The organism is Pseudomonas sp. AC193 (assembly GCF_979258075.1).
This window is the reverse complement of sequence record NZ_OZ409832.1, coordinates 2,518,712-2,534,570: the sequence shown is the minus strand read 5'-3', so window position 1 is coordinate 2,534,570 and position 15,859 is coordinate 2,518,712. Positions and strand designations below refer to the sequence as shown.

At 59.2% G+C, this 15,859-nt stretch carries 9 protein-coding genes and 1 pseudogene; 2 read left to right on the top strand and 8 right to left on the bottom strand.

From position 1 onward, the window contains the following. Window positions 1–24: 24 nt before the first annotated feature. From ACZZ0D_RS11370 to ACZZ0D_RS11335, 8 genes are all read right to left on the bottom strand, one after another. Window positions 25–1,080, bottom strand: a complete 1,056-nt coding sequence (locus ACZZ0D_RS11370; protein WP_463553273.1) for a tetratricopeptide repeat protein — start codon at window positions 1,078–1,080, stop codon at window positions 25–27. Window positions 1,081–1,344: 264 nt separating this feature from the next. Next, the gene (locus ACZZ0D_RS11365; protein ID WP_212549452.1) at window positions 1,345–2,766 is read right to left on the bottom strand and encodes an efflux transporter outer membrane subunit; all 1,422 of its coding nucleotides are present in this window, start codon (window positions 2,764–2,766) and stop codon (window positions 1,345–1,347) included. Continuing rightward, window positions 2,763–5,942 carry an efflux RND transporter permease subunit gene (locus ACZZ0D_RS11360; RefSeq protein ID WP_053119927.1) on the bottom strand — a complete coding sequence of 1,060 codons (3,180 nt, stop codon included), beginning with the start codon at window positions 5,940–5,942 and terminating at the stop codon, window positions 2,763–2,765. The genes ACZZ0D_RS11365 and ACZZ0D_RS11360 overlap by 4 nt, the downstream gene beginning before the upstream one ends. A gap of 15 nt (window positions 5,943–5,957) precedes the next feature. Continuing rightward, window positions 5,958–7,211: a multidrug efflux RND transporter periplasmic adaptor subunit MexE gene (mexE, locus tag ACZZ0D_RS11355; protein WP_053119928.1), complete on the bottom strand. Its 1,254-nt coding sequence runs from the start codon at window positions 7,209–7,211 to the stop codon at window positions 5,958–5,960. A 230-nt stretch (window positions 7,212–7,441) separates the two neighbouring features. Further along, complete coding sequence (locus ACZZ0D_RS11350) at window positions 7,442–9,778, bottom strand: TonB-dependent siderophore receptor (RefSeq protein ID WP_463554799.1); 2,337 nt, start codon at window positions 9,776–9,778, stop codon at window positions 7,442–7,444. 174 nt (window positions 9,779–9,952) lie between these two features. Continuing rightward, complete coding sequence (locus ACZZ0D_RS11345) at window positions 9,953–10,918, bottom strand: FecR domain-containing protein (protein ID WP_463553272.1); 966 nt, start codon at window positions 10,916–10,918, stop codon at window positions 9,953–9,955. Beyond that, window positions 10,915–11,436 (bottom strand): sigma-70 family RNA polymerase sigma factor, encoded by a 522-nt coding sequence (locus ACZZ0D_RS11340; protein ID WP_159811317.1) that lies wholly within the window; start codon window positions 11,434–11,436, stop codon window positions 10,915–10,917. Before ACZZ0D_RS11340 ends, ACZZ0D_RS11345 begins: the two co-directional genes overlap by 4 nt. A gap of 166 nt (window positions 11,437–11,602) precedes the next feature. Continuing rightward, window positions 11,603–12,517 carry a LysR family transcriptional regulator gene (locus ACZZ0D_RS11335; RefSeq protein ID WP_053119932.1) on the bottom strand — a complete coding sequence of 305 codons (915 nt, stop codon included), beginning with the start codon at window positions 12,515–12,517 and terminating at the stop codon, window positions 11,603–11,605. Between the two features lie 270 nt (window positions 12,518–12,787). Between ACZZ0D_RS11335 and ACZZ0D_RS11330 the strand changes: the two are divergent. Next, a pseudogene (locus tag ACZZ0D_RS11330) lies at window positions 12,788–13,811 on the top strand (zinc-dependent alcohol dehydrogenase family protein). 545 nt (window positions 13,812–14,356) lie between these two features. Next, window positions 14,357–15,820, top strand: a complete 1,464-nt coding sequence (locus ACZZ0D_RS11325) for a hypothetical protein (RefSeq protein WP_463553271.1) — start codon at window positions 14,357–14,359, stop codon at window positions 15,818–15,820. Window positions 15,821–15,859: the final 39 nt, after the last annotated feature.

The following is a 15,859-nucleotide window of genomic DNA, read 5'->3' as shown; positions in this document are numbered from 1 at the left end:
GAATTCGGTCAGTGTGCTTGAGGTTTAGAGGCCCTGTTGCAAAGCAGGATCATCCGGATTGAGCTGTTCCAGTTGTGCCAGCAAAACCTGCACGTTCTGCAATTGACCGCTTTCTTTCCAGTAATTGATCAGCAACACCCGCGCCTTGCGGTCGGCAGGATGGCGCTGAACGATTTCCTGCAACTGATTCTGCGCGGCTTCCAGTTCTTCGGCGCTGTGCAGGGTGGTCGCGAGGTCGTAGCGATAATCCTTGTTGTCGGGTTCAAGTTCGACGGCTTTGGATAAGCCGAGCAAAGCAAATTCGAGCTGATCATGGTGCAGCAGCCATAGGCCGAGAGCATGTTGCAGATACGCCGAATCGGGCTGGGCTTTGAGCTGCTGCGCAAGCAATTGTCGGGCAGCGTCGCTCTGGCCCTGACGGTCGAGCACATCAATCTGCATGACCAGCGCCGGCAAGTTGCCCGGCTCCAGGCGCAAAGTGTTTTCCAGCGCGTCTTGCGCTTGCTTGAGTTCGGCATTGTGCAAGTGCAGGCGCGCCAGTTGCGCGTAGGTCGCAGCACTCGGTGGTTGCTCCTTGAGGACTTGCTCCCAGCCGTCGATCGCTTGCTCCAGCGGCGCGAAGTACAACCCCAGCTCATCCGGGGTCAAACCGAGCAGGGCATTGATCGCGGCAAAGCGAACGGTTTGATCCTCGTCCTCCAGCAGCGGCCCGAGCAATAGGCTGCGCTGGCCGCCGGGCACCAGGCCCACGACACTTTTGATCGCCGCCAGGCGAACATCGGCCGCTTCGCTCTGCAAATCCGCATCGGCCAGTTTCAACGCCTGCGGGCTTGGGTAATTGGGTAATTCGGCATGCAGCCACACGCGGCGTTTCACCGACAGATCAGGACGCCCCAATTGCTGATACAACTGCCGCGCCGCTCCCGGCTGACCGGCACGCGCCGCCGACAAAGCTTCGCTGTAGCCATGCTTGATCGCTTCGGGGACAACCGGAGTGGTGCTGCGCAGTGACAACCAGGCGACGATCACCATCAATGCGAGGCCAAGGCTGATGAGCAGGTAGCGGCGGGACTGGGGCATGCAGGTATCCGGAAACGTGCTGACTTGAGCAGAGCGGCAAGCTTCGGTCAGCTCGGCGCGGGAGTCAAACCTTGTCCTTGTTAAACGTCCTACAACACGCGTCGAATGCATTACTCGTCCGGCTACTAAAAATCAAAAGATCGCAGCCTTCGGCAGCTCCTACATGTTGATTCGGCAGGCACAAAAAAGCCCCGCGACCGAATGATACGCGGGGCAAAAAATTTGGTTGGTTGCGGCCAACCAAAGGAGCTCTTTAACAATCGATTACTTGCTGGCAACAGTCTCCGGTTGCCAGCCACCGCCGAGGGCTTTGTAGATCGCGACAATGCCGCGATACAAATCGACTTCGGCCTGCGCCTGCGTGTCTTCAGCGTTCAGACGTTCACGCTGAGCATCAAGCAGCACGAGGAAGTCGGTAGTGCCTTCGCGATAGCGGATCTCGGCGAGGTCAGCAGCCTTGCGGCTCGACTCACTCTGACGAATCAGCGAGATCAGCCGTTGCTGACGTTTGCCGTAATCGCTGAAGGCGTTTTCCGATTCTTCCAGGGCCAGCAGCACTTGCTGCTCGTAAGTCGCCAGTGCGCCTTCGGCTTCGGCATCGGCGCCGCGCAAACGCGCTCGCACGCTGCCAAGGTCGAACGCAGCCCAGGTGATGCTCGGGCCGAGTGCCCAGGCGTTGGCCGCCGAGGAACCGATTTGCGAACCACGCCCGGCCGTCCAGCCAAGGAAACCGCTGAGGCTGACCCGTGGGAACAGATCGGCTTTCGCCACGCCGATGCGCGCTGTGGCCGAAGCCAGGTTGCGTTCTGCGCTGAGAATGTCCGGGCGACGTTGCAGCAGTTCACCCGGATCGCCGATTGGCAGGGCCTTGGCAATCGCCGGCAAGTCTTTTGGGCTGAGGTCGACGGTCAGCTTGTCCGGACGCTCACCCAGCAGGGTGGCGATGCGGTTTTTCTGCCGAACCTGCTCGGCCTGTAATTGCGGCACGCTGGCTTCTACCGAAGCCAGACGCGCATCGGCACGTTCGACGTCGAGCTGATCACCAACGCCGGCGTCACGCAGGCTGATGGTGATCTTGCGCGACTCCTGCTGGTTGTTCAGGTTGGCCACGGCGATCTTTTCCCGCAACTGAGCGCCGCGCAGTTGACCGTAAGCGTCGACCAGTTCGGCAATCATGGTGACTTGCAGTTGGTACAGATCGGCTTTGGCGGCCTCTTGATCGGCGTCACTGGCTTCCAGATTGCGCTGGATGCGCCCGAACAGATCAAGCTCCCAGGCCATGTCCAGACCGAGGTCATAGCGTTCGCTGTTGACTCGGTCGTTTGTCTGGCCGGGGATTTGCCCCTTGGCCAGATCACTGCTGACGCGGCTGGTGATGGTCGGCATTGCATCGTTGCTGGCATCGTCGCGGATTGCCCGAGCGGCTTTCCAGCGGGCGAACGCCACGCGCAGTTCACGGTTGCCTTGCAGCGATTGGGTCACCAACTGGTTGAGGGTCGGATCGTCGAATTGCTGCCACCAGATGCCTTCGAATTTCGAACGGTCGAAGTTCTTTTGCCCGGCGGCGCCGTCGGTGACGGCCGTGATGTTGGCCGCCTCCGTGGCTGGGGTCTTGTAGTCGGGGCCGACGGCGCAGGCGCTGAGGGCCAGCACCAGCAGGCTCGGCAGGAAGACTTTCAGACTCATTGTTGAGCCTCCAGTTTGAGGGCCTTGGCCGCTTTGCGGGCTTCGCCGCGCTCAACAAAGTTACGGATCAGCACGTAGAACACTGGCGTCAGCAACAGACCGAAGAAGGTCACCCCAAGCATCCCGGAGAACACCGCCACGCCCATGGCATGACGCATCTCGGCACCGGCACCGCTGGAGAACACCAGTGGCACTACACCCATGATGAACGCGAAGGAGGTCATCAGGATCGGCCGCAGACGCAGACGGCAAGCTTCCAGTACTGCGGCGAGCGGGTTGAGGCCTTCTTCCTGTTTATCCTTGGCGAACTCGACGATCAGAATCGCGTTCTTACACGCCAGTCCGACCAGTACGATCAATCCGATCTGGGTGAAGATGTTGTTGTCACCGCCCGAGATGATCACGCCGGTGATGGCCGACAGCAGGGTCATCGGTACGATCAGGATTACCGCCAGCGGCAGGCTCCAGCTTTCGTACTGAGCGGCGAGCACCAGGAACGCCAGCAATACGCAGAGCGGGAACACGAACAGCGCGGTGTTGCCAGACAGAATCTGCTGGTAGGTCAGGTCGGTCCACTCGTAGGTCATGCCGTTCGGAAGTTCTTCCTTGAGCAGTTTCTCGATGGCTTTTTCGGCCTGGCCGGAGCTGTAGCCTGGGGCTGCGGCACCGTTGATTTCAGCGGTAATGAAGCCGTTGTAGTGCATCACGCGATCGGGGCCCGAGGTGTCGCTGACCTTGATGAAGGTCGCCAGCGGGATCATTTCGCCTTTGTTGTTACGCACTTTCAGCTGACCGATCTGATCGGATTCGAGGCGGAACTGCTGCTCGGCCTGAACGTTGACCTGATAGGTGCGCCCGAAGCGGTTGAAGTCGTTGGCATACAGCGAACCCAGGTAAATCTGCAGGGTGTCGAAGATGTCGCTGACGGCCACGCCGTGGGTCTTGGCTTTTTCACGGTCGATGGCGGCATCGACCTGCGGCACGTTCACGGTGTAGCTGGTGAACAGGCCTGCCAGTTCCGGCACGTTATGGCTCTTGTTGATGATGTTCATGGTTTCTTTGTACAGCTCGTCATAGCCCAGGTTGCCCCGGTCTTCGATTTGCAGACGGAAACCACCAATGGTGCCCAGACCTTGTACCGGCGGTGGCGGGAAGATCGCCATGTAGGCTTCTTGAATGTTGGCGAACTGGCCGTTCAAGGCCCCGGCGATCGCACCGGCGGACATGCTCGCGTCTTTACGTTCGTCGAACGGCTTCAGGGTCACGAAGACGATGCCGGCGTTCGGACTGTTGGTGAAACCGTTGATCGACAGGCCCGGGAACGCTACAGCGCTTTCCACGCCTGGCTGTTTCAGCGCGAGGTCGGACATGCGTTTGATCACGTCTTCGGTGCGATCCAGGCTCGAAGCGTCCGGCAGTTGCGCGAAAGCGACGAGGTATTGCTTGTCCTGGCCGGGTACGAAACCGGTCGGGGTGCTGGAGAAACCGAAGAAGGTCAACACCATCAGGCCTGCGTACAGCAGAAGGGCGATGCCGCTGCTGCGGATAACCCGGCCCACCGTGCCGACGTAGCCATGGCTGGCGCGGTCAAAGAAGCGGTTGAACGGACGGAACAGCCAGCCACCGAAGATCTTGTCGAGCACTTTCGAGAAGCGGTCTTTCGGTGCGTCGTGGCTTTTCAGCAACACAGCGGCCAGCGCTGGCGACAGGGTCAGCGAGTTGAACGCCGAGATCACGGTCGAGATGGCAATGGTCAGTGCGAACTGCTTGTAGAACTGCCCGGTGAGGCCGGAAATAAACGCCGCCGGAATGAACACCGCACACAGCACCAGCGCCGTGGCAATGATCGGGCCGGTCACCTCACGCATCGCCCGTTTGGTCGCTTCGACCGGCGTCAGGCCGAGTCCGATGTTCCGCTCGACGTTCTCCACCACCACGATGGCGTCGTCCACCACGATACCGATGGCCAGTACCAGACCGAACAGCGACAGCGCGTTCAGCGAGAAGCCAAACAGGTGCATCACCGCAAACGTACCGATCAACGACACCGGCACCGCCACCAACGGAATGATCGAGGCGCGCCAGGTTTGCAGGAACAGAATCACCACCAGCACCACGAGGATCAATGCTTCGAAGAGGGTGTGAACCACCGCCTCGATCGAACCGCGCACGAAGATCGTCGGGTCATAGACGATGCTGTAATCCATGCCTTGTGGGAAGCTTTTCTTCAACTCGTCCATCTTGCCGCGAACTTCGTTCGAGATGTCGATGGCGTTGGAACCAGGGCGCTGGAAGATCGGGATCGCCACGGCCGGCTGATTGTTCAGCAACGAACGCAGGGCGTATTGGCTGGAACCCAGTTCGACGCGAGCGATGTCTTTGAGGCGAGTGATTTCACCATTGTCGCCAGCGCGAATGATGATGTTCTCGAACTCTTCCTCAGTGACCAGACGGCCCTGAGTGTTGACCGACAGCTGGAAGCTCTGGGCATTCGGGGCAGGGGGCGCGCCCAATTGACCGGCAGCCACTTGACGGTTCTGTTCACGAATGGCGGTGACCACATCAGTCGCGGTCAGATTGCGTGAAGCGGTTTTGTTCGGATCGAGCCAGACCCGCAACGAGTAGTCGCCCATACCGAACAGTTGCACGTCACCGACACCGTTCAGACGCGCCAGCTCATCCTTGATGTTGAGGATCGCGTAGTTCGACAGGTAGAGCATGTCGTAGCGCTTGTCCGGCGAGGTCAAGTGCACAACCATGGTCAGGTCGGGCGAGGCCTTGTCGACGGTGATACCGATGCGTGTCACTTCCTCGGGAAGTTTCGGCTCGGTACGGGTCACCCGGTTTTGCACCTGCACCTGCGCATTGTCGAGGTCAGTGCCCAGGGCGAAGGTGATGGTCAGGGTGATCTTGCCGTCGGCGGTCGACTGCGAGGACATGTACAGCATGTTCTCGACGCCGGTGATGGCTTGCTCCAATGGAGCCGCCACGGTTTCACCGATGACTTTGGGGTTGGCGCCCGGGAAGTTCGCACGCACCACCACGGTCGGTGGCACGACTTCCGGGTATTCGCTGATCGGCAGCTGGAACAGCGAGATCGCACCGGCGATCAGGATCAGCAGCGACAGCACCGCTGCGAAGATCGGCCGTGAAATGAAGAATTGGGAAAAATTCATCGGAGTTGTCGTCCCTTAACCGCGTGGGGTCGTGGCGGCCAGCTTCACAACCGCACCGGACGCACCCTTGGCAGGGGCGACTTTGGGCAGGTTGCTGGCTTCCAGCGCTTGACGTTGTTGAGCGAGTGCCGCGATGGTCTGTTCGCTGGCCATCGGCACCACTTCCGGGGTGACCGGCGAGCCAGGGCGAACCCGTTGCAGACCCTTGACGATGATCGTGTCGTCCTTGTTCAGGCCGGTGCGGACGATGCGCAGGCCTTCGATTTTCGGACCGAGTTCGACGGCGCGGTACACGGTGTTGTTGTCCGCATCCATCACCAGCACGAACTTCTTGCCGAGGTCGGTGCCGACCGCTTCGTCGTTGATCAACATGGCGTTGTAGGTGCCGCTGCCGACCAGTTTCAAGCGAGCGTAGAGGCCCGGGGTGTAGGTGCCGTCGCTGTTGTCGAACACCGCGCGACCACGGATGGTGCCGGTTTTCGGGTTGACCTGGTTGTCGACGAAGTTCATCTGACCGAGATGGGGGTTGCCGTCTTCATTGGACAGGCCCATGTACACCGGGGTGGTCGCGCCGCGCTGACCGTTGCGAGCGAGTTGGGTGTATTTGAGGAACACACGCTCGTCAGCATCGAAGTAGGCGTAAACGCGATCAGTGGAAACCACGCTGGTCAGCGGCGTGGTGTCGGCGGTCACCAGGTTACCGGCGGTGATCTCGGCACGGCTGACGCGGCCAGTGATCGGCGCGGTCACGCGGGTGAAGCTGAGATTGAGTTTGGCCAGATCCAGTTGCGCTTGCAGGGCACCGACGGCGGCGCGGGCTTCTTGAGCAGCGCTGGTGCGCGAGTCAGCCAGTTCGGCAGAGATCGCGTTGCTGGCACGCAGACGTTCACCACGGCCAGCTTCGTTTTCACTGCGGGTGGCGTTAGCGCGGGATTGGGCGACAAGGGCTTCGAGGCGGCGAACCTCGGCCTGGAACGGACGCGGATCGATCTGGAACAGCAGGTCGCCTTTCTTGACCAGGGCGCCTTCAGTGAAAGCGACTTCGTCGATCTGGCCGGAGACCCGTGGACGGATTTCAACGGTTTCCGGTGCTTCGAGGCGGCCGGTGAATTCGTCCCATTCGTTGACCGGTTGTTCGATCACCTTGGCCACGCTGACTTTGGCAGCAGGCTGGGTGGCGGCAGTCTCCGGAGTCTTGCCGCAGGCGCTCATCACCAGGATGGCCAGCATGGCCAACGGGAAGCGCAAATGTTTGAGTGACTGTTCCATGGATGCATCCGCCAATGTATTGAAGATGGGCGGATGATGCTCGGCAGGCTGTGATGGCACGAATCGAATGAAGCAAAGGTAACTATCATTCGGAATGATATAAGAACGTAGCGAGCCCTCTAGCATGCACCTTTCGTTAGGGTGCTATCAATATCCTTAATGAAAGTTTCATGCGAGGCGCTGCCGGCGCATGGCGCACCCATAAAGAGGGCGCGCCACTTCAGAGCGGATCAGAAGTTGTACTTGAAGCTCGTCATGATATTGCGCGGTGCGCCGTAAACCCCGTACAGACCGGACTGGCTGTAGTACTCGCGATCAAACACGTTGTTCAGATTCACCGAAGCGCTGAGGTTGTGGCTGATGTCGTACTTGGCCATCAGGTTGGTCACCGCGTAGCTGCCCTGGCTGAACGTATGCAGGTCGGCGCCGACTTTGCTCTGCCAATTCACGCCGCCGCCAATCGTGACTTTGTCCAGCGGGCCGTGCAGGCGATAGCTGGTGAAGGTCTTGAAACTGTTGCGCGGCAGGTTAGTGTTGATGCGCTCGTCGTCGGCGTTGGTGGTCACTGAATACGCGTAGCCGGCGGAGGCCTGCCAGCCTTCGACCAGTTCACCGTTCAACTCCATCTCGATGCCTTTGGAGGTGGTGTCCTGCTCGGAGCTGTAGACGTTGTCGTGTTGCCAGATCGCCAGGTTGTCCTGCTCCAGTTTGAACACGGCCAGGCTGGAGTTGAGCTTGCCATCGAGGTGCGTGCCCTTGATGCCGATCTCGTAGCCTTTGCCTTCCATCGGGTCGAGCGGTTTGTTGTCTTCGTCAGTCACCCACGAGGCTTGCGGGTTGAAGATCTTGGTGTAGCTGGCGTACAGCGACCAGGTGTCGTTGAGGTCGTAAACGACGCCGGCGTACGGAATGAACACGCCGTTTTCTTCGCGATTGACTTCGCTTTCTTCGCCGCCATACGGGCGATCCGAGGTGTCGCGTTTCCAGTTGATCACGCGGCTGCCGAGAATCAGGCTCAAGTCATCGCTGACGCTGAAACGCGAGGTCAGGTACGCCGCGTATTGATCTTCGTCGATTGACGATTTGCCACTGACGGCGAAGTCCGGTTTAACCGAGTTGCCGTCCCAAGTGAATAGGTTGTCGATAGCGCCCGCCGGCGAGCCGTTGTAGTCGTAACGCCAACCGCCCCAGCTCGGCGTGCTTTCTTTGTACTGTGAGAGGGTCATGCCGGTGATCAACTGGTGTTCGCGCCCGAACAGACTGAATGGGCCGGTGAGGTACACATCGAGGTTGTCCTGACGCGGCGTGCCCGAGAAACGCACCGGCAGTTGCGACAGACCGCTGCCGTCGGTATTCAGGTCACCCATAGCGAAGTTGAACAGTTCGTCGAACTTGTTTTCGGCGTGGGTCAGTTCGATCTTGCCGCTCCAGCCGTTGCCCAGTTGCTGCTCGATGGAAGTGAAGAAACTGGTCTGTTCGTGATCGTTGTACGACCAGTCTGGCGCAGCATTTAGCGAACGTTGCAGGTCGGTGCGCTGGCCGGTGCTGAAACGCGTCGGCAGGCCGGAGCGCAGTGGCGAATCAATGTCGCTGCGCAGATAACTGAAGCCCATGGTCAGCAGGGTGTCTTCCGTCAGATCAAACTCGGTGATGCCGTAGATCAGCTGCGACTGCTGATTGTAACGGTCGATCCAGGCTTTCTCGGTTTTGTAATCGGCGACAAAGCGTCCGCGCACATTGCCGGTTTCCGTCAGCGGCCCCGAGACGTCAAAACCGGTGCCGTAGCGATCCCAGTTGCCGGCCTCACCGGTGATGCTGGCCTGCGCTTCGGCAGTCGGGCGTTTACGGATCAGGTTGATCGTCGCGGACGGGTTGCCCATGCCACTGATCAAACCGGTGGCGCCGCGCACGACTTCTATGCGGTCGTACATCGCCATGCTTTGCGAATAGTTGTCGAGGCGCGTGTTGGTGGGAACGCCGTCGACCTCGTAGTTCTGAATCGCGAAACCGCGCGACCAATAGGAATCGCTTTCCGAACCGAGACCGTCGCGCACCACGGTGATGCCCGGCGTGGCTTCGAGGGCATCGGTCAGGTTGGTCAGGCGCTGGTCATCGAGACGCTGACGGGTCATCACCGTCATCGATTGCGGGGTCTCACGCGGGGTCAGGTTCAGCCGCGTCGAGCTGCTGGAGGAATACGTGGTGTAGAGCCCGGTGCCTTCAGTGGTCGAACCCGGCGCCTTGCCGGAAATCGACACCGCGCCCAGCTCCAGCGCATCACCGGTGCTGGCCTGCAGCGAATAATTGCCGTTGGCGCCGCGACTGGCTTCAAGCCCGGAACCGGCCAGCAGAATCGCCAGTCCTTGGTCGACGTCGTAACGACCTTTAAGGCCGGATGTGCTGCGCCCCTCGGTCAGCGATGTGGAGTAGGACAACAGGATGTGCGCAGTCTGGCCAAAACGCGTCAACGCCGGTGCGAGCGCGCCAGCGGGGATATCGAAATCTTCTTGAGTTTGCTCGGCGGCGGCCCAGTTCGGCGCGATCAGCAGTGGTGCGGTCACTGCCATGCAAGCGATGCCTTGAACCACGGCGCCGGCCAGTTTCTGTTTGATCGAAAATTGCCAGCCCTGGCGTTTGCGTGCGGTGCGATTCACGAGTTGTTTCCCATTGAATTGAATGTCTGGGGTTTAAGTCTCGTGAGAATCGAAATCGGACCACCCAAATGCGAATATTTTTCAGTATCAGGCGGTGCGCGGTTTCAACGTCACCCAATAGCGAGTGAATTGCTGCACATCGAGCTGCAAAGTGTCGGCGACGGCGAAGATGATTTTCTCGGTGTTGCCGAGGGGGAAGGTGCCGGAAACCCGCAGGTCGGCCAAACGCGGATCACAGGCCAGATGGCCCTGGCGATAACGGCTCAGGTCTTCGAGGAAGTCGGCCAGACGCTGGCCCTGCGCGACCAGCATGCCCTGACTCCAGGCCGGCGCGGTAAGTGCAATGGCTTGCCTGCTGAAAATCTGCCCGGCGCTGAAACTGATCTGCTCGCCGGCGTTGAGTGCGATGGGCTGGTGCGACAGACTGGAAGGGTTGATCACCAACGTGCCCTGATAAACGCTGACCTGAGTGAAACCGGCGCGCTGTCTGACGCTGAAGCGCGCGAGTGCGGATTCCAGTCGACCCTGAGCGGTGTCCACCGACAACAATCGGCCATCGGCGCGGGTGACCAGCAGCTCGCCGCGCAGCAATTTTATGCGCCGCGATTCCCGTTCAAAAACCACATTGATTGCGCTGTCGGTGTTGAGCTGGATTTGCGTGTTATCGGCCAGCGTAAAGCTCTTTTGCTCGCCAACCTGGCTGTAGTAATCCGCGCGCCAGTCTTGCACCAACGCCGTGTCTTTCATGGCCCAGGCACCGGCACCGGCCGCAAACAAAACGCTCAACTGCTTGAGCGCCGAGCGCCGTGAAAGCGTGGGTCGCAGGGCGGCGTGGGCGAGGGGGCGCTGGTCGGGGCTGCGCAGGTCGCGCATGCGTCGTGCAAACACTTCCGCCCGTTGCCAGGCGTGCTCGTGCACCGGGTGCGCCTGACGCCAGCGCATCCACGCCGCGAGCGTCGCTTCGCTGACCTCGGGCTCCTGCAACTCAAGGTGCCAGTGCATGGCCTGCTCGGCGACGTCGCCGGAAATCGCCAAAGTATCTTCGCGGTTCATGGCAGGTCGAGGCTATCGTCGAGCATGATGCACATCGCCCCGGCCTTGATGATGTAGCGCTTGACCGTGGTGATCGAAACGTCGAGCCGCGCGGCGATCTCACCGTGGCTCAAACCGTCCATCTGCGACAACAGAAACGCCTCGCGCACCGGGCGCTCAAGACCTTCGAGCGCAGCGTCGAGGGCGATCAGGGTTTCCAGCAGAATGGCCTGAGTTTCCAGGCTCGGCGCGACCTGTTCAGGCATCGCTGCCAGTGCTTCAAGGTAAGCGCGTTCGAGTTTTTGTCGGCGGTAATGATTGCACAGAACACTCTGCGCCACCTTCGCCAGAAACGTTCGCGGGGCATGCAACTCGGGCACTTGCTCCTTGGCCAGCAGGCGCATGAACGTGTCCTGTGCCAGATCAGCCGCACTCTGCGAGCAATTGAGCCGACGCCGTAGCCAGTTCTGTAACCAACCGTGCTGCTGGCGATAGAGCACAGCGACATCGCAGAAACTGGTTTGTGGAGATGGAAGCATCGTAGGAGGGCGCCGGATAAGGATGGTACAAATGATAATCCTTATCATATATATCGGCTGGGTGTGGCGGCAAGAAGTGTGCGTAGGAATTTTCGCAGTAGGGGTTGGCGCAAAGAGGCTAACGTCGCTGAGGTGTCAGCGACGACGTCACCATCGACGGTGGGTTCTAGAGGCTGTCCGGATCACCAAAGAACATCTGAATCCGCGACCTCAACCAACGCTCGCCCGGATCATTATCCTGCGACCCACGCCAAGCCATGTGCAATTCAAACGTGCGCGTCGGCAACGGCGGATCTTCCGCTCGAACCCCGCCAGCCGCCGTCAGCGCTTCCGCGGTGTAATCCGGCACGGTCGCGACGATGTCAGTGCCCGCGAGCAACGTGCTGAGCCCGTTGAACTGCGGCACGGCCAGCACCACATGCCGTTTGCGGCCAAGCTTTTCCAGCTCTTCATCAATAAAGCCACTGAGGTCGCCGGCAAATGACACCAGCGCATGCGGCCGCGCACAGTAATCATCCAGACTCAACGGCCCCGGCACGGTATCGGCGCGCAGCAATTTAGGCGCGCTGCGACGCAAGACCTTGCGTTTGGCGTTGGCCGGCAGGTCGGTGGTGTAGCTGACGCCAATGGAGATTTCGCCGGAAGCCAACAGGCCTGGCATCAATATGTAGTTGACGCGACGAATCACCAGCACGATGCCTGGCGCTTCAGCGCGAAGGCGTTTAAGCAGCATCGGCAGGAGGGCGAACTCGACGTCATCGGATAAACCGATGCGGAACACCGAGGTGCTGGTCGCCGGATCGAATTCTGCCGCGCGGCTGACGGCCGTGGAAATCGAATCGAGGGCAGGCGAGAGCAGGGCGAAGATTTCCACCGCGCGGGCAGACGGCTCCATGCTGCGCCCGGTGCGTACAAATAACGGGTCATCGAACAGGCTACGCAGGCGCGAGAGCGCCGCACTGATCGCCGGCTGACCGAGAAACAGCTTTTCCGCCGCCCGGGTCACGCTGCGTTCGTGCATCAATGTTTCGAATACGATCAACAGGTTCAGGTCGACACGACGCAGGTCATTACGATTCATCTGGAGTCCTGGCAGAGTCATCAAGCTTGACGAGAGCGGCCATATGAGAACAATGGCCGGCATGAATCTTACGGGGAAAGGCTGGTACTCTGCACCGGAAAATTCAGCTTTACCGAGCCGGTGGCAGTGATTTTTTGCTGGATTGTGCCAATGCCGCCCATACTGCGGAATCAATGACAGGCATGTCGACTATTAATAGCCACTGATAGTCTTGGGTTAAAAGCCCAGATAGAGTTCATGGCATTAGAGGTTACTTTGACGAGGTTTGCGATGTCCCGCACGATCCGTTTTCACAAGTTTCGGTCCCGCCGAGGTGCTCAAATGCGAAGAGCATGCGGCCGCTCAGCCAGGTCCTGGCGAAGTGCAGGTACGTGTCGAAGCGATCGGCATCAGCTGGTATGACACGCTCTGGCGTCAGAACCTGGCCTCGTCTCAGGCACGTTTGCCTGCAGGCCTCGGTCACGAGATGGCCGGTGTGGTCACCGCCGTCGGTGACGGTGTCGATGATCTGTCGGTAGGCGACAAGGTGGCCAGTTTTCCGGCCGAGAGCGCCAACGATTATCCGGTTTACGGCGAGCAGATCTTGCTGCCGCGTACCGCGCTGACCCGTTATCCAGACGTCCTCAGCCCGATCGAAGCCAGCGTGCATTACACGCCGCTGCTGATTGCCTATTTTGCCTACGCCGATCTGGCGCGGGTCAAGCCGGGGCAATTCGCCTTGGTCACTGACGCCAGCCACTGTGCCGGGCCATCCTTTGTACAACTGGGCAAAGCCTTGGGTGTACGCGTGATTGCCGCGACTAAAACCGCGGAAGAGCGTGAATATCTGTTGTCGCTGGGTGCCGAGAAAGTCATCGTCACGGAGGAAGAAGATCTGCTGATGCGGATCAACAAGATCACCGACAACCGCGGCGTTGACGTGGTGTTCGATGGCCTGGGTGGCCCACAGATGTCGTTGCTCGGTGACGTTCTCGCCCCGCGTGGCAGCCTGGTGTTGTACGGTCTGCAAGGTGGCAACCAGACGCCATTCCCGGCGTGTGCAGCGTTCCAGAAGAACATTCAGTTCTTTGTGCACTGCATCGGCAACTTCACTGGCAAACCGGAGCTGGGCATCACGCAGGATTCCGTGGCGCTGCAACGTGCCTTGCGTGACATCAACCAGCTGACCGCTGATCGTGTGCTGCTACCGCTCAAGACTCGGGTGTTCCCGTTCGATGAGTTTGTCGAAGCACACCGCTACATGGATGAATGCCCATGTCGCGAACGGGTCGCCCTGCAGGTCGAACCGGCGTAATACTGCTGAACAGAGTCCGTGGCCCCACGGACTCTTTGCGTTTATCCCCCAAAAAGAGACTGCCTGCGCGTGATGCGTGTAGGGCCATTCAGCAACTGAACTGGTTTTTGCTCTCGATCTGTATCTTCTAATCGCTATATAAGCCCTGATAATTGAATGATTACTTTCATCTCAAGGAATGAGCCATGGCTGTGCATTCTATTTGCCCTGTGCAATATCAAACGGCTACTTCTGCTGGTCGTGTCAATTTCTGTTTAATTGTTGTAGGGCTATTCCCAAGTTGCGTCCTTTTTTCTTGTACTCAATTGTCGTGGGCTGTTGTGGGAAGTTTCCTAGGAATATTTTCCACAAAAAAATACCGTTATTTAACAATCGGTTGAAGCCCGTGGTGTGGGCGTTGGTGGGGTCTTAACTGTTCAAGTGTTTCAAATAACTACGATTGCGTAAGTGTTAGCATTTGAGCGTCTATTACTTATTGATGAATTGTTGTGCGACCGAGCATTCAGTCTGCGCAGCATGAAACTATTGATTCCGGGTAAATACCGATGAGCACGATCCATGATCAGGCAATGAATTATGTCTACCAGCAAGTCCTGCAGCGTTTGCTGAGCTTCTTCTCACGCGCAGAACGTACGGCGTTGCAGCTATTGATGCAGCGACTGCTGGTGGCCGCTGGCGGCATGGAAAACATCGGTCATTTCAAGGTGCTGGTCGTCCAGTCGGGCTCCCGGGACAGCTGTTACACGCTGGCCCTGCTGCGGGCCGCGCAGTTGAGCCTGGCCAGTCGTTCACCGGCGACATTCCAGTTGCGCGTGGCCAACCTGCGCTGGAACGGCACAAGTCCTTTCGCCTTGCAGAACATGCACCGCAGCTACAGCGCACTGTTTCTGTATGACGATCCTCGGGTTGAACTGTTGATGGTGGATCATCGCGAGGTGCTACCGTTCGATTATCAGACGCCCGCCAGCGAGGACAGTCGTGAAGCCAATCGCGTCAATCTGTTGATGGTCGGCCATCGCCGCACATGGGATGAGCCCCTTGAACTGTGGGACGACGCTTACCTGGCTACGGCGGAGTTCTACAGCCAGATCGCCCGCTGGAACAATGGCGTCGATGCAATGATTGGTGCCGAAACACCGCGCCGGCAACAGCAGTTTCTCGAAGGGTTGAATCGCGCTGCGCTCAAGGCCGAAATCGGTGGTTTGCCTGCTGAACACGGTGGTTTTGACGCTTTATTTCCGTTGCTCGACGGTCTTGGCCCAGATTTCTACCGCCATTTTCATGCGGACGGTGAGCATCTGCCATGGCGCCCGGAGGGCAAGTTTGAGGCCTGTCGCCGCACCAGTTTTATCGCTATCAACGACATGATTGTCGGAAAACTTGAAGAGCGCTGGCCTTTGCTCAGTGATTTTCTCGGGTTCCAGGCCGACGATCTTGCGCTGTATCACAGCGACAACGACTACGTTGAGCCGCTGCTTGCCGCGCATCTTCAAGGTTTGCAGGCGTGCGTGATCGAGGGGCGGACGTACGAGGCCGGCATCAGCGAATATTTGCAGGAAAGCCTGTTGACGATGCGCCTCAAACAGGTGCCAGAACCGGTGTGTGAGCAGTTGCTGGCCAATTTCGGCAACTTGCTCGACCTCGAGCAGCGGCGTATTCAAGCGGCCAATCACCTGCAAGCGACGTTTGCAATCAGTGAAACCCAACTCACGTGCCTGTTGTTTGCGCCGTTCATCGATCACGGCGCCGGGCTCGAGCGGTTTCTGCGCAAGTGCCACCCCGGCATGCTGGTGGCATTGCCTGACCTGCACCGCGCCATGCAGGGCTCGAGTGCGCCGGAGCAGGTCATGAAGTGGATGACCGACGTCAGCGGATTGCCGGTCAAACTGATCAGCCGTTTGTACGCTATGGGGCCGATTCACATGCCGCAATCGACTGAAGCATCATGCTCTCGCGCCGATGCCAGCGAGGCGGATGTCGTTGCGGGTGACCGGTCGGCGGAAGGTTGAACTTGAGCCTTTTGGCACATATTGCGCCAATGCCTATGG